The sequence below is a fragment of the Pseudoxanthomonas suwonensis J47 genome, from assembly GCF_000513955.1.
GTDB lineage: Bacteria > Pseudomonadota > Gammaproteobacteria > Xanthomonadales > Xanthomonadaceae > Pseudoxanthomonas > Pseudoxanthomonas suwonensis_C.
In genome coordinates this window covers 158,612-181,155 of the sequence record NZ_KI911331.1, presented here as the reverse complement: position 1 = coordinate 181,155, position 22,544 = coordinate 158,612, and the positions used below count along the sequence as shown (strand labels likewise).

General features: G+C 72.0%; 18 protein-coding genes. 11 read left to right on the top strand and 7 right to left on the bottom strand.

Annotated features, from left to right (window positions below; translation table 11 throughout):
• Positions 1–99 precede the first annotated feature (99 nt).
• The 6 genes from M503_RS0114225 (at position 100) to M503_RS0114200 (ending at position 6,914) form a co-directional block, all read left to right on the top strand.
• On the top strand, positions 100–1,275 hold the full coding sequence (locus M503_RS0114225) for a threonine dehydratase (protein ID WP_028928318.1): 1,176 nt from the start codon (positions 100–102) through the stop codon (positions 1,273–1,275).
• A complete protein-coding gene (locus M503_RS0114220; RefSeq protein WP_051414643.1) occupies positions 1,272–2,843 on the top strand; it encodes a 2-isopropylmalate synthase in 1,572 nt (523 codons plus the stop codon). Before M503_RS0114225 ends, M503_RS0114220 begins: the two co-directional genes overlap by 4 nt.
• A gap of 99 nt (positions 2,844–2,942) precedes the next feature.
• A complete protein-coding gene (locus M503_RS0114215) occupies positions 2,943–3,131 on the top strand; it encodes a hypothetical protein (RefSeq protein WP_028918702.1) in 189 nt (62 codons plus the stop codon).
• Between the two features lie 68 nt (positions 3,132–3,199).
• A complete protein-coding gene (leuB, locus tag M503_RS0114210; RefSeq protein WP_028918703.1) occupies positions 3,200–4,258 on the top strand; it encodes a 3-isopropylmalate dehydrogenase in 1,059 nt (352 codons plus the stop codon).
• A 53-nt stretch (positions 4,259–4,311) separates the two neighbouring features.
• Positions 4,312–5,652 carry an NADP-specific glutamate dehydrogenase gene (gene gdhA, locus M503_RS0114205; protein WP_028918704.1) on the top strand — a complete coding sequence of 447 codons (1,341 nt, stop codon included), beginning with the start codon at positions 4,312–4,314 and terminating at the stop codon, positions 5,650–5,652.
• Between the two features lie 176 nt (positions 5,653–5,828).
• Positions 5,829–6,914, top strand: coding sequence for a serine hydrolase domain-containing protein (locus M503_RS0114200; RefSeq protein ID WP_028918705.1), 1,086 nt, complete (start codon positions 5,829–5,831; stop codon positions 6,912–6,914).
• 21 nt (positions 6,915–6,935) lie between these two features.
• Here the strand turns inward: M503_RS0114200 and leuD are convergent, their stop codons facing one another.
• The gene (gene leuD / locus M503_RS0114195) at positions 6,936–7,580 is read right to left on the bottom strand and encodes a 3-isopropylmalate dehydratase small subunit (RefSeq protein WP_028918706.1); all 645 of its coding nucleotides are present in this window, start codon (positions 7,578–7,580) and stop codon (positions 6,936–6,938) included.
• A 65-nt stretch (positions 7,581–7,645) separates the two neighbouring features.
• The gene (leuC, locus tag M503_RS0114190; protein WP_028918707.1) at positions 7,646–9,079 is read right to left on the bottom strand and encodes a 3-isopropylmalate dehydratase large subunit; all 1,434 of its coding nucleotides are present in this window, start codon (positions 9,077–9,079) and stop codon (positions 7,646–7,648) included.
• 145 nt (positions 9,080–9,224) lie between these two features.
• On the opposite strand from leuC, the gene M503_RS0114185 reads away from it, so the two are divergent.
• Positions 9,225–10,091 (top strand): LysR family transcriptional regulator, encoded by an 867-nt coding sequence (locus M503_RS0114185; RefSeq protein WP_028918708.1) that lies wholly within the window; start codon positions 9,225–9,227, stop codon positions 10,089–10,091.
• Positions 10,092–10,264: 173 nt separating this feature from the next.
• Here M503_RS0114185 and M503_RS0114180 read toward each other — a convergent pair whose 3' ends face one another.
• Both M503_RS0114180 and M503_RS0114175 read right to left on the bottom strand, forming a co-directional pair.
• A complete protein-coding gene (locus M503_RS0114180; protein WP_028918709.1) occupies positions 10,265–13,429 on the bottom strand; it encodes an efflux RND transporter permease subunit in 3,165 nt (1,054 codons plus the stop codon).
• Between the two features lie 3 nt (positions 13,430–13,432).
• On the bottom strand, positions 13,433–14,560 hold the full coding sequence (locus M503_RS0114175) for an efflux RND transporter periplasmic adaptor subunit (protein WP_028918710.1): 1,128 nt from the start codon (positions 14,558–14,560) through the stop codon (positions 13,433–13,435).
• 75 nt (positions 14,561–14,635) lie between these two features.
• Here M503_RS0114175 and M503_RS0114170 point away from each other — a divergent pair, with 75 nt between their 5' ends.
• The 3 genes from M503_RS0114170 to M503_RS0114160 all read left to right on the top strand — a co-directional run bounded on the left by M503_RS0114170 (position 14,636) and on the right by M503_RS0114160 (position 17,543).
• Positions 14,636–15,289, top strand: a complete 654-nt coding sequence (locus M503_RS0114170) for a TetR/AcrR family transcriptional regulator (protein WP_028918711.1) — start codon at positions 14,636–14,638, stop codon at positions 15,287–15,289.
• Between the two features lie 137 nt (positions 15,290–15,426).
• Positions 15,427–16,092, top strand: a complete 666-nt coding sequence (locus M503_RS0114165; RefSeq protein WP_024867621.1) for a protein-L-isoaspartate O-methyltransferase family protein — start codon at positions 15,427–15,429, stop codon at positions 16,090–16,092.
• Between the two features lie 89 nt (positions 16,093–16,181).
• Positions 16,182–17,543: a TolC family outer membrane protein gene (locus M503_RS0114160; RefSeq protein WP_028918712.1), complete on the top strand. Its 1,362-nt coding sequence runs from the start codon at positions 16,182–16,184 to the stop codon at positions 17,541–17,543.
• Between the two features lie 73 nt (positions 17,544–17,616).
• On the opposite strand, the gene waaA is transcribed toward M503_RS0114160, so the two are convergent.
• Complete coding sequence (gene waaA / locus M503_RS0114155) at positions 17,617–18,945, bottom strand: lipid IV(A) 3-deoxy-D-manno-octulosonic acid transferase (RefSeq protein WP_028918713.1); 1,329 nt, start codon at positions 18,943–18,945, stop codon at positions 17,617–17,619.
• A gap of 72 nt (positions 18,946–19,017) precedes the next feature.
• Here waaA and M503_RS0114150 point away from each other — a divergent pair, with 72 nt between their 5' ends.
• Positions 19,018–19,962: an LpxL/LpxP family Kdo(2)-lipid IV(A) lauroyl/palmitoleoyl acyltransferase gene (locus M503_RS0114150; protein ID WP_028918714.1), complete on the top strand. Its 945-nt coding sequence runs from the start codon at positions 19,018–19,020 to the stop codon at positions 19,960–19,962.
• A 168-nt stretch (positions 19,963–20,130) separates the two neighbouring features.
• Here M503_RS0114150 and M503_RS0114145 read toward each other — a convergent pair whose 3' ends face one another.
• Both M503_RS0114145 and M503_RS0114140 read right to left on the bottom strand, forming a co-directional pair.
• The gene (locus M503_RS0114145) at positions 20,131–21,438 is read right to left on the bottom strand and encodes an O-antigen ligase family protein (RefSeq protein WP_028918715.1); all 1,308 of its coding nucleotides are present in this window, start codon (positions 21,436–21,438) and stop codon (positions 20,131–20,133) included.
• Positions 21,419–22,534, bottom strand: a complete 1,116-nt coding sequence (locus tag M503_RS0114140; RefSeq protein ID WP_028918716.1) for a glycosyltransferase — start codon at positions 22,532–22,534, stop codon at positions 21,419–21,421. The genes M503_RS0114145 and M503_RS0114140 overlap by 20 nt, the downstream gene beginning before the upstream one ends.
• Between the last annotated feature and the right edge of the window lie 10 nt (positions 22,535–22,544).

Sequence of the window (22,544 nt, the reverse complement as noted above, 5' to 3'; positions counted from 1 at the left end):
TGGGCCGCCTGCCTGCCGTCGCCCCCGTCGCCATGGCCGCCCGCGCGGAGGCCGTGGTGCGGAGGTGCCTTCTTCGACATCTCGCGCGGGACGGCGGCCATGCCTGAGAGCGGCCGCGCCAGCTCCGGTTCGAAGGAGGCGGACGTCGGCGACGTCGGTGTCCTCGACGTGGGCGTCGCCGAGGTGCTGGCCGCGCAGTCGCGGCTGCGCCGCTTCCTGCCGGTGACGCCGATGCACCACGCCGAGCGCTTCGGCGTGATGCTGAAGCTGGAGAACCTGCAGCGCACCGGTTCCTACAAGGTCCGCGGCGCGCTCAACGCGATGCTGGCCGCGCAGGAGCGCGGCGACCACCGCCCGGTGATCTGCGCCTCGGCCGGCAACCACGCCCAGGGCGTGGCCTGGGCCGCCTACCGCCTGGGCGTGCAGGCGATCACGGTGATGCCGCACGGCGCGCCGCAGACCAAGATCGCCGGCGTCGCCCACTGGGGCGCGACCGTGCGCCAGCACGGCGACAGCTACGACGAGGCCTACGCCTTCGCCCGCCAGCTGGCCGAACAGAACGACTACCGCTTCCTGTCCGCGTTCGACGACCCGGACGTGATCGCCGGCCAGGGCACGATCGGCATCGAGATCGCGCCCTACGCGCCGGACGTGGTCATCGTCCCGATCGGCGGCGGCGGCCTGGCCTCCGGCGTGGCCCTGGCGCTGAAGTCGCAGGGCGTACGCGTGGTCGGCGCCCAGGTCGAGGGCGTGGATTCGATGGCCCGCGCGATCCGCGGCGACGTCCGCGAGATCGACCCGGTGCCCTCGCTGGCCGACGGCGTGCGGGTCAAGGTGCCGGGCTTCATCACCCGCCGCCTGTGCGCGCGCCTGCTCGACGACGTGGTCGTCGTGCGCGAGGCCGAGCTGCGCGAGACCCTGGTGCGGCTGGCCCTGGAGGAGAACCTGATCGCCGAGGGCGCCGGCGCCCTGGCCCTGGCCGCCGGCCGCCGCGTCGCCGGCAAGCGCAAGTGCGCGGTCGTCTCCGGCGGCAACATCGACGCGGTCACCCTGGCCGCCCTGCTTTCCGAGGTGCGGCCGCGGCCGCCGCGCAAACCGCGCCGACGCACCGCCGGGCTCGCCGCCGCCGACCCGGAGGGCACCGCGCTTCCGGGAGGGAAGAACGCGGTGCCCAGGCGACGCCCAGCCGCTAACCTGTTCCACCCCACCACCATTTCAGCCCCGATGGCGCCGCACGCGCCCCGGCCAGTCAGCGAAGAGGAGTTCACCTGGTGAACGCGCAACAGTCCCAAGCCAACCCCCAGGTCTCCCCGGCCCGAATCCGGGTGTTCGATACCACCCTGCGCGATGGCGAGCAGTCCCCCGGCTGCAGCATGACCCCGCCGCAGAAGCTGGTGATGGCCCGCGCCCTGGCCGACCTGGGCGTGGACATCATCGAAACCGGCTTCCCGGCCAGCTCGCAGTCCGACCGCGAGGCCATGGCCCTGATCGCCCGCGAGATCCGCGAACCGACCCTGGCGGTGCTGTCGCGCTGCCTGCAGTCCGACATCGACATCTCCCTGCGTGCCCTGGAGGCCGCCGCCCGCCCGCGCCTGCACGTGTTCCTGTCGACCAGCCCGCTGCACCGCGAGCACAAGCTGCGCATGAGCCGCCAGCAGGTGCTGGACCGGGTGGTCGAGAGCATCACCTTCGCCCGGGGCCACATCGACGACATCGAGTTCTCCACCGAGGACGGCACCCGCACCGAGGAGGACTTCCTGCACGAGGTCGTGGCCGCGGCGATTGCCGCAGGCGCCACCACCATCAACATCCCCGACACCGTCGGCTTCACCACGCCGGAGGAGATCCGCGGCCTGTTCCAGCGCCTGATCTCGCAGGTGCCGGGCGCCGGCGACGTGGTCTTCAGCGCGCACTGCCACAACGACCTGGGCCTGGCCGTGGCCAACACCCTGGCCGCGATCGAGGGCGGCGCCCGCCAGGTCGAGTGCACCATCAACGGCATCGGCGAGCGCGCCGGCAACTGCGCGCTGGAGGAGATCGTGATGGCGCTGAAGGTGCGCAACGCGTTCTTCGAGGCCGATACCGGCGTCGACACCCGCCGCCTGGTCCCGACCTCGCAGCTGCTGCAGCGCCTGATCGGCATGCCGGTCCAGCGCAACAAGGCCGTGGTCGGCAGCAATGCCTTCGCCCACGAGTCGGGCATCCACCAGCACGGCATGCTGCGCCACCGCGGCACCTACGAGATCATGCGCCCGCAGGACGTGGGCTGGCCGGACACGCAGATGGTGCTGGGCCGCCACAGCGGCCGCGCCGCGGTCGAGCAGCGCCTGCGTGCGCTGGGCTACTACCTGGAAGAGGCCGAGCTGGAACTGGTCTTCGCCCAGTTCAAGGCGCTGTGCGAGCAGCAGCGCGTGGTCACCGACACCGACCTGCAGGCGCTGATGCAGGACACCCGCGACGGCGAGGGCTACCGCCTGGCCTCGATGACGGTCAGCGACGCCGGCCAGCGCGCCAGCGCCACGGTCGAGCTGTCCGATCCGGAAGGCCAGCGCGTACGCGAGACCGCCGAGGGCGATGGCCCGGTCGACGCCCTGTTCGCGGCGCTGGCCGCGGCCACCGGCGTGCAGCTGAGCCTGGAGAGCTACCAGGTACACAGCGTCGGCCTGGGCACCGATGCGCGCGGCGAGGCCAACCTCAGCGTGCGCCACGGCGACACCGAGTACGACGGCACCGGCACCAGCCGCGACATCATCGAGGCCAGCGCGCTGGCCTGGCTGGACGTGGCCAACCGCCTGCTGCGGCAACGCCGCGGCGCCGCCAGCGAACAGTTCGCCACCGCCTGACGCTGGCGCCCGGCCCGGCATCCGGCCGGGCCACGCCTGCGCCCATCACATCCATCCACGCGACGCCTCCCGGCGCCGCCTGCAACCGCGGACATTCCGATGCCGATCGCCGAAAGCAATCCCGCCGCCACGCTGACCTTCGATGCCGCCGTGCACCGCGCCCTGGCGCGCCGCGCCGCCGACACGCCGTGGCCGCACAACGGCGCCCCGGCCCCGCATGCCGGCGCCTTCGCGCCGAAGACGGACGCGGCAGTGGCGGACGGCGAGGCCACGCCCGCGGGCGGCTGACGCCGCAAGCCCGGCGACGCCGCGACCACCCACGAACGACTTTCCCGCAGCTCCAACACGAGAACCCAATGCACGCCAACATCGTCGTCCTGCCTGGTGACGGCATCGGCCCGGAGATCGTCTCGGCCACCCTGCCCGTCCTCGAAGCCGTCGCCCGCCGCCACGGCCACAGCTTCGCCTTCCAGGAACACGACATCGGCGGCGTCGCCATCGACCGCCACGGCGTGCCGCTGCCGGAATCCACGCTGGAAGCCGCCAGGGGCGCCGACGCGGTGCTGCTCGGCGCCGTCGGCGGCCCGAAGTGGTCCGATCCCAACGCGAAGGTGCGTCCCGAGCAGGGCCTGCTGGCGATCCGCAAGGCGCTGGGCCTGTTCGCCAACCTGCGCCCGGTGCGCCCGCACCCGGCGGCGCTGGGCGCCTCGCCGATCAAGGCGGAGCTGCTGGAAGGCGTCGACATCGTGATCGTGCGCGAGCTGACCGGCGGCATCTATTTCGGCGACCGCACCCGCAGCGAAACCGACGCCAGCGACGTGTGCCGCTACACCGTCGGGGAGATCGAGCGCGTGGTGCGCCGCGCCGCCGCTCTGGCGCGCAGCCGCCGCGGCCACCTCACCTCGGTGGACAAGGCCAACGTGCTGGAGACCTCGCGCCTGTGGCGCGACGTGGCCAGCCGCATCGTGCGCGAGGAGTTCCCGGACGTGACCCTCGAACACCAGCTGGTCGACTCGATGGCCATGCACCTGCTGTCGAAGCCGCGCGCCTACGACGTAGTGGTCACCGAGAACATGTTCGGCGACATCCTCACCGACGAGGCCTCGATGCTGGCCGGCTCGCTGGGCCTGCTGGCCTCGGCCTCGCTGGGCGACGGCAGGACCGGGATCTATGAACCGATCCACGGTTCGGCCCCGGACATCGCCGGCAAGGGCATCGCCAACCCCTACGCGACCATCCTCAGCGCGGCGATGCTGCTGCGCCATTCGCTGGGGCTGGAGGCCGAGGCCGCGTCGATCGAGGCCGCGGTGTCGGCGGCGCTGGACGCGAAGGTGTTCACCGCCGACCTCGCCGCGGCGGGCCAGGCCGTCGACACGCAGCAGGCCGCGCAGGCGGTGATCGAGCGGCTGGGTTGAGCCGCGCACGCCCGGCTGGCGCCCGCCAGCGGGCGCCATCCAGGAGATGCGCCATGCCAGGCTCAAGGCAGGATTTTCTCGAACGGGTCCAGCGCCGCGACCCCGGGCAGCCGGAGTTCCTGCAAGCGGTGAAGGAGGTCACGGCCAGCCTGTGGCCGTTCCTCGAACGCCACCCCGGGTACGCGCGCGACGGCCTGCTCGAGCGCCTGGTCGAACCGGAGCGCGTGCTGCAGTTCCGCGTCAGCTGGGTCGACGACCGCGGCCAGGTGCAGGTCAACCGCGCCTGGCGCGTGCAGCACAGTTCGGCGATCGGCCCGTACAAGGGTGGCATGCGCTTCCACCCGACGGTGAACCTGTCGATCCTGAAGTTCCTGGCCTTCGAGCAGACCTTCAAGAACGCGCTGACCACGCTGCCGATGGGCGGCGGCAAGGGCGGCTCGGACTTCGATCCCAAGGGCAGGAGCGACGGCGAGGTGATGCGCTTCTGCCAGGCGCTGATGCTGGAGCTGTACCGCCACCTCGGCCCGGACACCGACGTGCCGGCCGGCGACATCGGCGTGGGCGCGCGCGAGGTCGGCTACATGGCCGGCATGATGAAGAAGCTGTCCAACCAGGCCGGCTGCGTGTTCACCGGCAAGGGCCTGGCCTATGGCGGCAGCCTGATGCGCCCGGAAGCCACCGGCTACGGCACGGTGTACTTCGTCGAGCAGATGCTGCACCACGCCGGGCGCCCGACCCGCGGCGCGCGCGTGCTCGTCTCCGGCTCCGGCAACGTCGCCCAGTACGCGGCGGCGAAGGCCACCGACCTGGGCGGCAGGGTGCTGACCTTCAGCGATTCGGACGGCACCCTGTACGCGCGCGACGGCTTCGACATGGAAGCCATCGAGGCGGTGATGGCGCTGAAGAACGAACGCCGCGGCCGCCTGGCCGAACTCGGCGACGATCCGCGCTTCGACTACCTGCCCGGCAGGCGCCCCTGGCACATCCCCGCCGAGATCGCCCTGCCCTGCGCCACCCAGAACGAGCTGGACGGCGACGATGCGCGCACCCTGGTGAAGAACGGCGTGATCTGCGTGGCCGAGGGCGCGAACATGCCCTCGACGCTGGAAGCGGTCGACGTGTTCCTCGGATCCGGCACGCTGTACGCGCCGGGCAAGGCCTCCAACGCCGGCGGCGTGGCCACCTCCGGCCTGGAGATGAGCCAGAACGCGCTGCGCCTGTCCTGGCACCACGCCGAGGTCGACGAGCGCCTGCACGCGATCATGAAGGACATCCACGGCAACTGCGTGCGCCACGGCCGGCGCAGGGACGGCTCGGTCAACTACGTGGACGGCGCCAACATCAGCGGCTTCGTGAAGGTGGCCGATGCGATGCTGGCGCAGGGCGTGTACTAGGCGCCCGCGCCGGCGCGGCGACTGGCCCAACCCGGCATCCGGCGGCGGGCCGGCCCGCCGTTCCACCCCGCTCTTCCCCCGCTCCGTCGGCCCGCCTCCGGTTCCGTCGCACGCCCCCCTGCCGCGCGGGCCGCTTCGTGCCAGCCTCCGCTCCTCCCAGACTGCCGGAGTCACGCATGCGCCGCTGCTGCTTCCCGTTCGTCCCGCTCCTCGCCCTGCTCGCCCCCATCGCGTCGGCCCAGCCGGCCTGGCGCGTCGAACCGCCCGCCGAACACGGACTCGACCCGGCGGCCCTCGCCGACATGGAACGCGCGATCGAAGCCGGCGACTTCGCCGAGGTCACCAGCGTGCTGGTGGCCCGCGATGGCGTGCTGGTCTACGAGCGCTATTTCGACGAAGGCGGCGCCGAAGCCCTGCGCAACACGCGCTCGGCCACCAAGACCGTCGCCGGCATGCTCGCCGGCATCGCCCGCGGCGAAGGCAGGCTCGATGCGCAGACGCCGGTATTGCCGCTACTGCACCGGCCGCCGCCAGCCAACCCGGATCCGCGCAAGGACGCGATCACCGTCGAGGACCTGATGACCATGTCCTCGCTGCTGGAATGCGACGACTGGAACCAGTGGTCGCGCGGCAACGAGGAACGCATGTACCTGGTCGAGGACTGGGTCGGCTTCTACCTGGACCTGCCGATCCAGGGCTTCGCCGCGTGGATGACGCGGCCGGACGACGCGCCGTACGGGCGCAGCTTCCGCTACTGCACCGCCGGAGTAACCACGCTGGGCGCGGCGATCCAGGAGGCCGTCGGCCGGCCGCTGCAGGACTGCGCGCAGGAGAAGCTGTTCGGCCCACTGGGCATCGAGGCCCCGGCCTGGGAGTTCTCGCCGCTGGGGCTGGCCCAGGCCGGCGGCGGCCTGTCCCTGCGCAGCCGCGACCTGCTCGCGCTGGGCGAGCTGTACCGCCGCGGCGGCGAATGGAACGGCCGCCAGCTGGTGCCGGCGGCGTGGGTGGCCGAATCCACGCGCCCACATGCGCGCATCGAGGACGGCATCGACTACGGCTACCTGTGGTGGCTGCACCACGAGACCAGCCAGGGACGCGCGTTCGATTCGTTCGCGATGAACGGCACCGACGGCAACACGGTGCGGGTCTTCCCGGCGCAGGACATGGTGGTGGTCGTCACCACCACCAGCTACCAGGTGCCCAACGCGCCCCGGCTCACCTTCCGCCTGCTGACCGGGAAGCTGCTGCCAGCGGTGAAGTGAGAGGTCCGCTGCCAGGGGCGGTCAACCCGCCCCGAACAGCCACGGCTGCGCCGCGCGGTGGCGCGCCTCGAAGGCCACGATCGCGTCCTTCTCCTGCAGGGTCAGCCCGATGTCGTCCAGGCCGTTGAGCAGGCAGTGCTTGCGGAAGGCATCGATCCCGAAGGTGTACTGCACGCCGTCCGGGCGGGTCACCGTCTGCGTGGCCAGGTCCACGGTCAGGCGGTAGCCTTCGGTGGCCTCGCATTGGCGGAACAGCTCGTCGACTTCCTCGACCTTCAGCACGATCGGCAGCAGGCCGTTCTTGAAGCTGTTGTTGTAGAAGATGTCCGCGAAGCTCGGCGCGATGATCGCGCGGAAGCCGTACTCGTCCAGCGCCCACGGCGCGTGCTCGCGCGAGGAGCCGCAGCCGAAGTTCTCGCGCGCCAGCAGCACGCTGGCGCCTGCATAGCGCGGGAAGTTCAGCACGAAGTCCGGGTTGAGCGGGCGTTTGCTGTTGTCCTGGCCAGGCTGGCCGATGTCCAGGTAGCGCCACTCGTCGAACAGGTTCGGGCCGAAGCCGGTGCGCTTGATCGACTTGAGGAACTGCTTGGGGATGATCTGGTCGGTATCGACGTTGGCGCGGTCCAGCGGGGCGACCAGGCCGGTATGGGTGGTGAAAGCTTTCATGGAAGTCTCGGGATCCGGGATTGGGGATTCGGGATTGGCTGGAAGCAACGACCCGTCGCGACGGCTCACGGGGCGAGCGCGTCAAGCTCCCTGACATCCACGAAGTGGCCGGCCACCGCGGCGGCGGCGGCCATCGCCGGGCTCACCAGGTGGGTGCGGCCACCGGCGCCCTGGCGCCCTTCGAAGTTGCGGTTGGAAGTGGAGGCGCAGTGCTCGCCCGGGCCCAGCCGGTCCGGGTTCATCGCCAGGCACATCGAGCAGCCCGGCTCGCGCCATTCGAAGCCGGCCTCGACGAACACCTTGTCCAGGCCCTCGGCCTCGGCCTGCGCCTTGACCAGGCCCGAGCCCGGCACCACCAGCGCCTGCTTCACCGTCGGCGCGACCTTGCGCCCGCGCGCCACCGCGGCGGCCGCGCGCAGGTCCTCGATGCGCGAGTTGGTGCACGAGCCGATGAACACCCGGTCCAGGCGGATCGAGGTGATCGGCTGGTTCGGCTGCAGGCCCATGTACTTCAGCGCGCGCTCGATCGAATCCCTGCGCACCGGATCGGCCTCGCGCTCCGGATCCGGCACCTGCTGGTCCACCGCCAGCACCATCTCCGGCGATGTGCCCCAGCTGACCTGCGGCCTGATGTCTTCGGCGCGCAGCTCGACCACGGTGTCGAAGTGCGCGTCAGGGTCGGACACCAGGGTGCGCCACAGCGCCACCGCCGCGTCCCACTGCTCACCCTTCGGCGCGAACGGGCGACCCTTCACGTATTCGATGGTCTTCTCGTCGACGGCGACCATGCCCACGCGCGCGCCGGCCTCGATGGCCATGTTGCAGATGGTCATGCGGCCTTCGATCGACAGGTCGCGGATCGCGCTGCCGGCGAACTCCAGCGCGTGGCCGGTGCCGCCGGCGGTACCGATCTTCCCGATCACCGCAAGCACGATGTCCTTGGCGGTGACGCCGAACGGCAGCCTGCCCTCCACGCGCACCTGCATGTTCTTCATCTTCTTGGCGATGAGGCACTGCGTGGCCAGCACGTGCTCGACCTCGGAGGTGCCGATGCCGTGGGCCAGCGCACCGAAGGCGCCATGCGTGGAGGTGTGCGAGTCGCCGCAGACCACGGTCATGCCCGGCAGGGTCGCCCCCTGTTCCGGGCCGACCACGTGGACGATGCCCTGGCGGGCGTCGTCCATCTTGAACTCGAGGATGCCGAAGTCGTCGCAGTTCTCGTCCAGGGTCTGCACCTGCAGGCGCGAGACCTCGTCGACGATCGCGGCCAGGCCGCCGGCGCGCTCGGCCTTGGTGGTCGGCACGTTGTGGTCGGGGGTGGCGATGTTGGCGTCCACCCGCCACGGCCTGCGGCCGGCCAGGCGCAAGCCCTCGAAGGCCTGCGGCGAGGTGACTTCGTGGAGGATGTGGCGGTCGATGTAGATCAGCGAGGAGCCGTCGTCGCGACGGCTCACCTCGTGCATCTCCCACAGCTTGTCGTACAGGGTCTTGCCGGCCATCTGCTGCCTCGGATCGGTTCTGGCGTGGCGGTGCGCGCGGTGCGGCGCCGCCGGCTGGAAGGCCATCGTGCCGGCTTGCCATCGATAACTCAAATGCATATTTTTCATCCACTGGATTCCCAGCAGGAATCCATGGAGCCGCGCGATGGACTGGGCCGGACTGAACGCATTCGTCGCCGTCGCCGAGCACGGCGGCTTCTCCGCGGCCGCCGAGCAGCTGCACCTGACCCAGCCGGCGGTGAGCAAGCGCATCGCCCAGCTGGAGGACTCGCTGCAGGCGCGGCTGTTCGACCGGCTCGGCCGCCAGGTGGTGCTGACCGAGGCCGGGCGACTGCTGCTGCCGCGGGCACGGCAGATGCTGGCCGAAGCCGAGGCGGCGCGGCGGGCGCTGCACGACCTCGGCCAGCACATCGGCGGCCGCCTGAGCCTGGCCACCAGCCACCACATCGGCCTGCATCGCCTGCCGGCGCTGCTGCGCCGCTTCGCCGCGCTGCATCCGCAGGTGGCGCTGGACATCCGCTTCCTCGACTCGGAGCAGGCTTACGCGCAGGTGCTGCACGGGGATGTGGAACTGGCGGTGACCACGCTGGGCCCGACCGAGCCGCCACTGCAGGCGACCACGGTGTGGGACGACCCGTTGCGCTTCGCGGTGGCCCCGGACCATCCGCTGGCGCGACTGGCGAAGGTGAGCCTGGCCGACATCGCCGCGCATCCGGCGGTGCTGCCGGACGCCGGCACCTTCACCCACCGCATCGTCGCCGAGACCTTCACCCGCCGCGGCCTGTCGCTGCAGCTGCGGATGACCACCAACTACATGGAGACCATCAAGATGATGGTCAGCGTCGGCCTGGCCTGGGGCGCGCTGCCGGAGACGATGCTCGACGCGCAGGTGCAGGTGCTGCCGGTGCACGGGGTGAAGCTGCAGCGCCAGCTGGGCTACGTCGTGCACGGCGGCCGCACGCTGTCGCGGGCGGCGCAGGCATTCGTGGCGCTGTTGCGCGGGGTTTCGTGATTCGGGATTCGTGATTCGGGATTCGTGACTGGTGATTCGCGGGGACGACGGCGCTGGCCGACGGGTGAGCGAAGCGCACCCGGGTTTCCCTCTCCCGAGGGGAGAGCGGCTTCATCGGGGTGCCCGGGCATAGCCGAAGCAGCGGCACTGCTTCGGCTACACCGTCCCGCCCGTCAGGCTGTTGCCTCTTCCGGCTTCACCCGGAACCACGCCGCATACAGCGCCGGCAGGAACAGCAGGGTCAGCGCGGTGGCCACCACCAGGCCGCCCATGATCGCCACCGCCATCGAGCCGTAGAAGGCGCTGCGCGACAGCGGAATCATCGCCAGCACCGCGGTCAGCGCGGTCAGCACGATCGGGCGGAAGCGGCGCACCGTGGCGTCGACGATGGCGTGCCAGCGGTCGTGGCCGGCGGCGATGTCCTGCTCGATCTGGTCGACCAGGATCACCGAGTTGCGCATCACCATGCCGGCCAGGGCGATGGTGCCGAGCATGGCGACGAAGCCGAACGGCATGCGGAAGATCAGCAGGAACCAGGTGGCGCCGATCAGGCCCAGCGGCGCGGTCACCAGCACCATCACCGTGCGCGAGAAGCTGCGCAGCTGCAGCATCAGCAGGGTGGTCACCACGACCAGGAACAGCGGCAGGCCGGCCTTGATCGAGTTCTGGCCGCGCGCCGAATCCTCGACCGAACCGCCGACCTGCAGCAGGTAGCCCTGCGGCAGGCCCGCGCGGAGCCCGTCGAGGGTCGGGTCGATCTGCGCGGTCACCGCCGCCGGCAGCAGCTCGTCGCGGATGTCGGCGCGGATGGTGATCGTCGGCAGGCGGTCGCGGTGCCAGATGATGCCGTCCTCGAACACCTGGCGCAGGCGCGCGACCTGAGACAGCGGCACGCTGCCGCCGTCGCCGGTCGGCACCGCCAGGCTGCCGAGCAGTTCCAGCTGCTCGCGGTCGCCGGCGCCGCCGCGCAGCATGATCCCGACCAGCTCGTTGCCCTCGCGGTAGGTGCTGGCGGTGTAGCCGGACAGCTGCGCCGACAGGAACTGCGCCAGTTGCGCGCTGCTGACGCCCAGCGCGCGGGCGCGGTCCTGGTCGACCTCCAGGCGCACGACCTTGCTCGGCTCGTCCCAGTCGAGGTTGACGTTGGTGGTGTGCGGGTTGGCGCGCACCTTTTCCGCGACCTGGCGGGCGATCGCGCGAACCTGCTCGATGTGCTCGCCGGAGACGCGGAACTGCACCGGGTAGCCCACCGGGGGGCCGTTCTCCAGGCGGGTCACGCGCAACTGCAGTTCCGGGAACTGCGGCGCGACCTCGTCGAGCAGCCACGCCCGCACGCGTTCGCGCGCCTCGAGGTCCTTCGCCAGCACCACGAACTGGGAGAAGTTGGTCGCCGGCAGCTGCTGGTCCAGCGGCAGGTAGAAGCGCGGCGAACCGGTGCCGACATAGGCCACGTAGTTGCGGATGTCCTCGCGCTCCTGCAGCAGGCCTTCCAGCTTCTTCGCCTGGGCCTCGGTGGCGCGCAGGGAGACGCCTTCGGCCAGCTCCAGGTCGACCATCAGCTCCGGCCGGGTCGAATCCGGGAAGAACTGCTGCGGCACGAAGCGGAACATCACCAGCGACAGCACGAACAGGCCGACGGTGATCGCGATCACCAGCCAGCGCCGGCGCAGGCAGGCGTCGAGCAGGCGGCGGAAGCGCACGTAGAACGGGCGCTGGTACGGGTCATGGTGGTGCGCGTCCAGCGGCGCCGGCGCCAGGACGAAGGCGTACTGCGGCCAGCGGTCGGCCAGGCGCTCGCGGAAGGCGCGCCGGCGCGCGGCGAAACTGCCGGGCTTCGGCGGCTGCGGATGCGCCAGGTCCGGCAGCATGCGGTCGCCCAGCCACGGGATGAACAGCACCGCTGCGATCCACGACACCAGCAGGGCGATGGTCACCACCTGGAACAGCGAGCGGGTGTACTCGCCGGTGCTCGAGGCGGCGGTGGCGATCGGCAGGAAGCCGGCGGCGGTGATCAGGGTGCCGGTGAGCATCGGGAAGGCGGTGGACTCCCAGGCGAAGCTGGCCGCGCGCAGGCGGTCGAAGCCCTGCTCCATCTTGATGGCCATCATCTCCACCGCGATGATCGCGTCGTCGACCAGCAGGCCCAGCGCCAGCACCAGCGCGCCCAGCGAGATCTTGTGCAGGCCGATGCCGAAGTAGTACATGACCGCGAAGGTCATCGCCAGCACCAGCGGGATCGACACCGCCACCACCAGGCCGGTGCGGAAGCCCAGCGAGAAGAAGCTGACCAGCAGGACGATGGTCACCGCCTCGGCGAGCACGCGCACGAACTCGCCGACCGATTCGCGCACCGCTTCCGGCTGGTCGGAGACCTTGCGCAGTTCCATGCCCGCCGGCAGGGTCTCCTGCAGTTTGGCGAAGCGCGCCTCCAGTTCCTCGCCCAGGCGCAGGATATGGCCGCCGTCCTTCATCGCCACGGCGATGCCGATCGCGTCCTGGCCCATGAAGCGCATGCGCGGCGCGGCCGGGTCGGAGAAACCGCGGCTCACCGTGGCCACGTCGCCCAGGCGGATGGTGCGGCCGCCGGCGCGGATCGGGAACGCGCGGATTTCCTCGACGCTGCGGAACGGCCCGTCCACGCGCAGCTGCACGCGTTCGGACGGCGTCTCGAAGAAGCCGGCCGGCACCACCGCGTTCTGCCCCTCCAGCGCCTGCTGCACCTGCTGCAGCGGGATGCCCAGGGTGGCCAGGCGGGTGTTGTCGATCTCGATCCAGACCTTCTCGTCCTGCAGGCCGACCAGCTCGACCTTGCCCACGTCCGGCACCCGCTGCAGTTCCAGCTGGATGCGGTCGGCGTAGTCCTTGAGGATGGCGTAGTCGAAGCCCGGCCCGGTCAGCGCGTAGATATTCCCGAAGGTGTCGCCGAACTCGTCGTTGAAGAACGGCCCGACCACGCCCTCCGGCAGGGTCGCGCGGATGTCGCCGACCTTCTTGCGCACCTGGTACCACAGGTCCGGGATGTCCTTCGACTTCATCGAGTCGCGCGCCATGAAGATCACCTGCGACTCGCCCGGGCGCGAATAGCTGCGCACGAACTCGTACTTGCCGGTGTTCATCACCGCCTTCTCGATGCGCTCGGTGACCTGCTTCGACACCTCCTCGGCGGTGGCGCCCGGCCACAGCGTGCGCACCACCATCGCCTTGAAGGTGAACGGCGGGTCCTCGCTCTGGCCCAGCCGCAGGTACGACCAGGAGCCGATCACCGCCAGGGCGATCATGAAATAGAGGACCAGCCCGCGGTTGTGCAGCGCCCAGGCCGAGACGTTGAAGCGGCGCATGGCTCAGTCCACCTTCGCGCGCGCGGCCGCCGCGGCCACCGGGCGGTTGTCGCGGTCCACCGGCGCCACCGGTTCGCCCTCGCGCAGCAGGTGTCCGCCGGCGGCGACGATCCAGTCGCCCGCCTGCAGGTCCTTGCCTGCCACCGGCACGGTCTCGCTGCCGAAGCGGCCGGCCTCCACCGGCACGCGCACGGCGCGGCCCTCGCGCACCACCCACACCGCGGCCTCGCCCTTGTCGCCGCGCTGCAGCGCCGACAGTGGCACCTGCAGGCCACCGCCCGCCGCGGCCTGCGCCAGGTACACGCGCGCGCTCTGGCCCAGCTCGACCTCGCCCTGGGCGAAGTCGTCCAGCGCCACGCGTGCGGCGAAGCTGCGGGTCTGCGGATCGGCGGCCGCGGCGATCTCGCGGATCCGGCCCGGCAGCTGCCGGCCCGGCGTGTTCCACAGCTCGACCCTGGCCGCGTCGCCGACCTTGAACTCGCGGATGCGGTCTTCCGGCAGGTCGATGGCGACCTCGCGGCCGCCGTCGGCCGCAAGCACGAAGATGGTCTGCCCGGCGCCGACCACCTGCCCGGCCTCGGCCTGGCGCGAGGCGATCACGCCGGCACGCGGCGCGCGCAGCTCGGCGTAGCCGGCCTGGTTCCGGCTCACTTCGTATTGCGCGCGGGCGGCGCGGGCCTGGCCGGCCGCGGCCTCGTAGGCGGTCTTCTGCGCCTCGTAGGCCGAGCGGCTGACCAGCTGCTGCTCGACCAGCTTCGCGTAGCGGTCCAGGTCCGCTTTGGCGCGGGTGGCCTCGGCCTCGGCGGCGGCCAGCTGCGCCTGCGCGGCGCGGGCCTGCAGGTCCTGGTCGGCCGGGTCGAGTTCGGCCAGCACCTGGCCCTGCTCCACCCGCGCGCCGGCATCAACCAGCCGCCGCACCAGCTTGCCGCCGATGCGGAACGACAGCGGGCTCTCCTCGCGCGCATGGACCTCGCCGGCGAAGGCGAGCGCGCCGCCTCCGGCGGCCTGCGGCTGCACCACCCATACCGGGCGCGGCGCCTCGGTGGCCTGCTCGCCGCGGCCGCAGCCGGCGGCCAGCACGGTCGCGAATGCGAGGACCGGCAGACCGGCCCAGCGGAGTCCCTTCTTCATCGTCGCCGCCTGCGTTCAATAATTGAACCAGCCGGTATGGTATAAATAGAAAACTTCGTAGTCTAGTATTGCCGCATGAGCCTCAAGAACCCCGCCGCTGCCGCTCCCGCGCAGTCCCCCGGCCCCGGCCGGCCGAAGGACCTGGGCAAGCGCGCGTCGATCCTGGATGCCGCCAAGCGTCTGTTCCTCGAACAGGGCTACCAGGGCGTGAGCATGGACCAGATCGCCGGCGAGGCCGGGGTTTCGAAGCTGACCGTCTACAGCCACTTCGGCGACAAGGAGACGCTGTTCTCCGAGGCCATCGCCGCCAAGTGCCGCGAGGTGCTGCCGGACGACCTGTTCGTCAGCCCGCCGGCCGGGCCGCTGCGCGAGCAGCTGCGCACCATCGGCCACGCCTTCTTCTCGCTGATCACCAGCGAGGAGGCGATCAGCATCCACCGCATGATGAACACCCCCGGGACCGCCGAGCACTCGCTGCGCCAGCTGTTCTGGAACGCCGGCCCGCGCCGGGTGCAGGAGGTGTTCGCGGTGTTCCTGCAGGCCCACGTCGACGAGGGCCGGCTGCGCATCGACGACGTGCCGCTGGCCGCCTCGCAGTTCTTCTCCCTGCTCAAGGGCGAGCTGCACCCGCTGATGGCCTGCGGACTGTGCGAGGCCCCCGGCCCGGACGAGGTCGATCGGCACATCGACGCCACCGTCGAGTTCTTCCTGCGGGCGTATGGCGCCTGAGCCGGGCCGCCACGGCCGCGGGACGGAGGTCGCGGTGACTTCCGGCACTGAGCCATGGGCGCCCGCCCCCGCATCCTTTCCGGCAAGCCGCGGCCGGGCCCGGTAGAATGCCGGCTCCCCGCGTTGGATGAATCCCCATGACGATCGATTACGCCCGTGCCCGCGAACTGATGGTCGAGCAGCAGGTCCGCCCCTGGGAGGTGCTGGACTTCGCCGTGCTGGACGTGATCGGGCGCCTGCCGCGCGAGGCGTTCGTGCCCGAGTCGCACCGTGCCCTCGCCTACGCCGACCTCGAGCTCCCGCTCGGCCACGGCGCGAAGATGATGAAGCCGGTGGTCGAAGGCCGCATGCTGCAGGCCCTGCAGCTGAAGCCCGGCGACAGCGTGCTCGAGATCGGCACCGGCAGCGGCTACGCCAGCGCCTGCCTGGGCGCACTGGCCCGCGAGGTGATCAGCCTGGAACTGGTACCGGAACTGGCCGCCGCCGCGCGCGCGCGCCTGGACGCGACCGGCCTGGGCGTCAACGTCCGCATCGAAACCGCCGACGCGTTCGCGTACGACCCCGGCGAGCGCCGCTTCGACGCGGTCTGCGTGACCGGCGCGGTCACCGGGATCCCGGAGCGTTTCCTGGCGTGGCTGCGCCCGGGTGGCCGCCTGTTCGTGGTCCGCGGCCAGGCGCCGGTGATGGAAGCCGTGCGCGTGGTCAAGGGCGAAGGTGTCAACGCCGCGGCCACCGAATCGTTGTTCGAGACCGAGCTGGAGTACCTGCACGGCGCCGAGCCGGTCCCGCAGTTCCTGTTCTGACCGCAGCCGCACGGCGCGGTCGGCACTGATTTTCCCCCTCGACGCCTCCCGATTGACCGGGAGGCGCCCACCAAGAAAGGAAGCCGCTGATGATCCGCCGTTCCCTCGTCCTGGCTTTGGCCGCCGCGTTCGCCGCGGGTAGCGCGCAGGCCGCCGACCTGCTGCAGACCTACGAGATGGCCCGCAATGGCGACCCGACGCTGGCGATCGCCGAGTCCAACTCGCTCTACACCAAGGAAGGCCAGGTCCAGGCCCGCGCCGCGCTGCTGCCGCAGCTGTCCGGCGACGCCTCCTACAAGCGCAGCCGCACCGAGGTCGAGGGCGTCCCGGGTTCGCGCACCAGCAGCTCGCGCAGCTACGGCCTGTCCGCCACCCAGACCCTGTTCAACTGGGGCCAGTTCTCCAGCCTGCGCGCGCAGCGCTCGCTGAGCGCGGCCGCCGACCAGACCCTGGACGCGGCCAACGACGACTTGATGGTGCGCACCGCCGCCGCCTACTTCGACGTGCTGGTGGCGATCGAGTCGCTGGCCGCCGCCGAGACCAACGAGGCCGCCGGCAAGCGCCAGTTCGACTATGCCGACAAGCGCCTGGAGGTCGGCCTGGCGCCGATCACCGACGTGCACGAGGCCCGCGCCCAGTACGACGAGGCCCGCGCCAACACCATCCTCGCCCGCAACGCGCTGGAAGACGCCTACCAGGCCCTGGCCGAGCTGACCGGCCAGCCGGTGAACCAGCTGCGCGCGCTGCCGGCCGACTTCCGTCCGGAACTGCCGGCGCTGCGCGCCAGCGCCGACGAATGGGTCGCCGCGGCGATCCAGAACAACCCGTCGCTACGCGCCGCCAGCCTGCAGGCCGAGGCCGCCGAGCACAGCGTGCAGACCGCGCGCGCCGGCCACTACCCGACCCTGTCGCTGAGCAGCGGCTGGGGCAAGGATGCGGCCTGGGGCGATACCACCGGCACCGGTACGCAGCGCGGCGACACCACCGGCAGCAGCATCGGCCTGACCCTGAGCGTGCCGCTGTTCTCCGGCGGCGCGACCCAGTCGCGCGTGCGCCAGGCGATCGCCCAGCGCGACATCGCCCAGGACCAGTACGAGCAGCAGCGCCGCGCCCTGGACCGCAACACCCGCAACCTCTACCAGGCGCTCGTCGCCGGCGTGAGCGAGGTCGAGGCCCGTCGCCTGGCGGTGGTCTCGGCGCAGAGCGCGTTCGACGCCTCGCAGGTCGGCCTGGAAGTCGGTACCCGCACCGTGCTGGACGTGGTCCAGAACCAGCGCACCCTGTTCCAGGCGCACGTCGAGTACGCGCGTTCGCGCTACAACTTCCTGCTCAACCGCCTGCTGCTGGCCCAGGCCACCGGCGAGCTCGACGTGGACCAGCTGCGCCAGATCAACGCGCTGCTGACCGCCGACGCCGAGGCGCAGCTGTCGCGTCCGGCGAACCAGCAGTAAGCGCCGCCGCACCTCGCATGTGGAAAGGGCCGCCTCCGGGCGGCCCTTTCCTTTTCCGGATCTCGCGCGGGGCTCAGGCCGTCGCGGTGGTGCCCTGCAGCGCGGCCACCGGCGCCGGCAGGTCCTCGCCGAGCATCGCCAGGGTGCGCGCGAGCGCGCCGCGGCCCTGGTCGATCAGCGCGGTGCCGGCGGCGGCCATCGCCGCGCGCGCGGCGGGATCGGCGAGCAGCGCTTCCAGTTCCGCGGCCACGCCGTCGACGTCGGCGCCCACGCGCAGCGCGCCGGCTTCCTTCATCCGCGCGGAGATCTCGGCGAAGTTGTGCAGGTGCGGCCCGGTCACCGCCGGCGTGCCCACCGCGGCCGGCTCCAGCAGGTTGTGGCCGCCGATCGCCTGCAGGCTGCCGCCGACGAAGGCCACGTCGGCACAGCCATAGAACATCATCAGCTCGCCCAGCGTGTCGACCACGAACACGTCCTCGGCCGGCCGCGGCCAGCGGTGCTGGCAGCGCGAACCCACGGCCCAGCCGGCCTCGGCGGCCAGCGCCCGCGCCCGCGCGAAGCGCTCCGGATGGCGCGGCGCCCACACCAGCAGCAGCTCCGGCCAGCGCGCGCGCAGGCGTCGGTGCAGCTCGATGACGTCGGCCTCCTCGCCCTCGTGGGTACTGGCCGCCAGCCATACCGGACGCGGCGTGCCGAGCGCGGCGGAGAACTCCCTGCGGAAGGCGTCGAGGCCTTCCGGCACGGTGATGTCGTACTTGAGGTTGCCCAGGATGCGGACCTGTTCGGGCAGCGCGCCGAGCTTCATGAAGCGGCGGCCGTCGGCCAGCGACTGCGCGGCCACGCACTTGACCGTGCGCAGCGCACGTCCGATCAGCGGCCGCAGCAGGCGGTAGCCGCGCAGCGAGCGCGCCGACAGGCGCGCGTTGAGGATGTACACCGGGATGCGCAGGTCGCGGCAGCCGAACAGCATGTTCGGCCACAGCTCGGTTTCCATGATCAGGGCCAGGCTGGGGCGGAAGTGCTGCAGGAAACGCGCGGCGCTGCCCGGCAGGTCGTACGGCAGGTAGACGTGGTCGACGCGCTCGCCCCACAGCGCGCGCACGCGCTCCGAGCCGGTCGGGGTGATGGTGGTGATGACCCAGCGGATGTCCGGCCGCTCCTTGAGCAGCACGTTCACCAGCGGCGCGGCGGCGTTGACCTCGCCCACCGAGACCGCGTGCAGCCACACGCAGGGGGTGCCCGGCTCGGTGCCGTAGGCGGCATAGCGCTCGTCCCAGCGCCGGAAATATTCGCGCACGCGGAACCCGCGGGCGATCAGGTGGTAGAGCGTGAACGGCGACAGCAGGTACAGCGCGAACGAATACAGCGCGCGCACGTAGCCTTCGCCCGGTTCCTTCCGTATCGCTTCGTTCGGCATCGGCGCAGCATAGCCGAGGCGGACGCGGCGATCGCGTGCAGGGCTTAGAATTCCCGCATGACCGCACCCGACCAGGTACCCCCGCGCCCGCCCTTCACGCCCCGCCTGTGGCTCTCGTGGCTGGGGCTGGGCCTGGCGGTGGCGGCCGCGCGCCTGCCATGGCTGTGGCAGCGGGCGATCGGCCGCGGCGTGGGCTGGCTGGCGCTGCGCCTGGCGCGGACCCGCCGGCGCGCGGCCGACGTGAACCTGGCGCTGTGCTTCCCGGACGAGCCGGAAGCCTGGCGCCGGCGCCTGCTGGTCGACAGCTTCGACGCGCTGGGCATCGGCCTGTTCGAGTTCGCCCGCGCGTGGTGGGGCAAGGACGAGCCGATGCGTTCGCAGGCCACGATCGAGGGCATGGAGCACCTGCGCGCGCTGCAGGAACAGGGCCGCGGGGTGCTGCTGGTCTCCGGCCACTTCATGACCCTGGAGATGTGCGGCCGGTTGATGTGCGGCCAGGTGCCGCTGGCCGGGATGTACCGTCGCCATCGCAACCCGGTGATGGAGTGGGCGGTCAAGCGCGGGCGACTGCGCTACGCGACGGCGATGTTCGGCAACGGCGACATCCGCGGCGCGGTGCGGCACCTGAAGAAGGGCGGCTTCCTCTGGTACGCGCCGGACCAGGACATGCGCGGCAAGGACACGGTGTTCGCGCCGTTCTTCGGCATGCCGGCCTCGACGATCACCGCGACGCACCAGCTGGCGCGCCTGACCGGCTGCGCGGTGGTGCCGTTCTTCCACCGCCGCGAGGGCGGCCGCTACATCCTGCGGGTAGCGCCGCCGCTGCCGGACTTCCCGGGCGAGGACGTGGTCGCCGATACCGCGAAGGTCAACGCGGCGATCGAGGCGATGGTGCGCGAGGCGCCGGCGCAGTACCTGTGGATCCACCGCCGCTTCAAGCGCCAGCCGCAGGGCCGCAGCAACTACTACGACCGCGACGCGACGCTGCCGGGGTCGCGCTGAGGCGCGTCTTCACCCTCCTCAGGGGGCTTCAACGTCAAGGCGCCCTCCTCACCGCATCAGCCGGCGACCTGCTGGTGATACCCGCGCACGACCGCGTGTTCGGGCGCATCGAGGTCGTAGCTTCCCCTCTCCCCTCTCCCCTCTCTCCTCTCTCCTCGGGAGAGGGGCTCACGCCTCGCGCCCTTTCAGCGCACCGATGTACAGCCCGCACAGCAGCATCGCCAGGCCGCCCCAGAAGGTCGAATAGAACGCCAGGTGGGTGTTGAGCGGGAACGCGGTCACCGCCAGCGCCAGCAGCGCGGGATGCGCGCGTTCGCGCACGGCGGCCGTGGCCGTGCGCCAGCTGCGCCATACCAGCCAGGCGCCGGCGAGCCACAGCAGCAGGCCGAGGGCGCCGGTCTCGCTGAGCACTTCCAGCACCAGCTGGTGGGCGTGGAAGGCCTCGCCTCCACCCCAGGCAGGCGCTTGTGCGGGCGCCGGATCGCACTGCGACCAGGCCTCGCGGAACCCGCGCACGCCGACGCCGTTGAGCGGATGCGCCGCGACCATGCAGGCCGCGCCCTGCCAGATGCGCGCGCGGCCGGAGAGCGCGCCGTCGACGCCCTCGCCCGCCGCCTCGAACGCCAGCGCGGTGCGCGCCACGCGCTGCTGCAGCTGCGGCGAGGCGATGTACAGCGCGCCCAGCGCGACCACGCCGGCAGCGGCGAAGGCCAGCAGGCGGCGTGCGCCAAGCACCCGCCAGCCGGTGAAGGCCAGCACCAGCGCATAGCTGATCCATGCCGCACGGGCGCCGCCCAGGAGGATCGCCACGCCCAGGGCCACGGCCGCCACGCCCCAGCCGATGCGGGCGCCACGCCGCCACGCGGCGTCCAGCAGGAACGGCGACAGGCTGGCGAGCACCAGGCCCAGCTTGAGGTTGCACGGCCCGAACACGCCGCTGAGCCGGTCCACCGCCAGCGCTTCGGCGGCGCTGCACGATCCGCCGCCGGTCGCCAGCCGCCGCAGCGCGTCGAGGCTCCAGAACAGCGGACTGGTGCCGGTCAGCGCCTGCAGCAGCGCGTCCAGCGTCCATGCGGCGAGCAGCAGCGCCAGCCCGGTCGACACCACGGCGCGTCCGCGCGCCGAATGCAGGGTGATCGCCACGCCCCACAGGAACGGCAGGTAACGCAGGTCGGCGACGACTTCCTTCCACGCGCGGCCACGATCCAGCGCATCGGGCGCCGACAGCAGCTCCGGCAGCCAGTACGCCGCGAACACGCCGGCCGCCAGCCAGAACGCGCCGCGGTCCAGCGGCAGCGCACGGCCCTTGCCGGCCCACAGCGCCAGCTGCACCAGCACCGCCAGCGCGCCCAGCGCCAGCACGCCTTCGGCCGGGCCCGGCCAGGGCCACAGCGCGACGAAGGCCAGCACCCAGGCCGGCGTCCAGGCGAAGGCGCGGGCGCGGGCCGCTTCGTGCTCAGCCGGCCAGTTCGGCATACAGGTCCAGGGTCTGCCGCTGCATCGCCTGCAGCGTGAACGGGATCGCCTCCGGCATCGCCGGCGGCGTGCGCAGCAGTGAGGCGGCGGCCGTGGCCAGCGCGGCGGTATCGAAAGGCGCGACCGCGCCGCCCGGCTGCAGGCGTTCCAGCAGTTCGCCGACGCCGCCATGCGCCCAGCCCAGCACCGGCCGTCCCACCGCCAGCGCCTCGACCACGGTGCGCCCGAAGGCTTCGGGCTTGCGCGACAGCTGCAGCACCAGGTCGCTGGCCGCGTAGGCCTCGGCGATCCGCGCGGTCGGCGCGGTGAAGGCCACGACGTCGGCGATGCCCAGGGCCGCCGCCTGCGCGAGCAGTTCCTCGATATAGGCGTCGCGGCCGGCCTCGCGCGCGCCGGGCAGCCACAGCCGCGCATCGGGGAAGGGTCCGGCGCGCAGCGTGGCCAGCAGCTGCAGGGCGTCGGCATGGCCCTTGAGACGGGTGCCGCGCCCGGGCAGCAGCAGCAGCGGGCCGATGCCGGCCAGCGCCGGATGTTCCTGCGCCACCTGCGCGCGTGCGGCCTCGTCCGGATAGGGCCGGCGCGGGAACTGCGCCGGGTCGATACCGCGCGGGATCACCCGCAGCCGCGCCGGATCCACCGCCGGGTAATGCCGTCGCACATGGTCGTGCACGGTCCGCGATACGCAGACCACGCGTTCGCCGCTGGCCATCACCGCGCTGTAGCGGCCGGGCGAATTGAGCCCGTGCACGGTGGTGACCCAGCGCGGGCGCTGCCCGGCCGGCAGGCTGCCCAGCGCCATCCGCCCCAGCCAGGCCGGCAGGCGCGAACGGGCGTGGACGATGTCGGCGCGCTCGTGGCGGAACAGCGCGCGCAGCGCGGGCACGTGGCGCAGCACCGCCGGCGACTTGCGGCCGATATCCAGCTCCACGTGTTCGGCGCCGCTGTCCAGCAGCGCCGGCACCAGGCGGCCGCCGGCCGAGACCACGATCGCGCGGTGGCCGTCAGCCACCAGGGCCGCGGCGATTTCCAGGGTTGAACGTTCGACGCCGCCGGACCCGAGCGCCGGCAGCAGCTGGACCACGGTCAGGCGGCGCATCGGCGGGCCG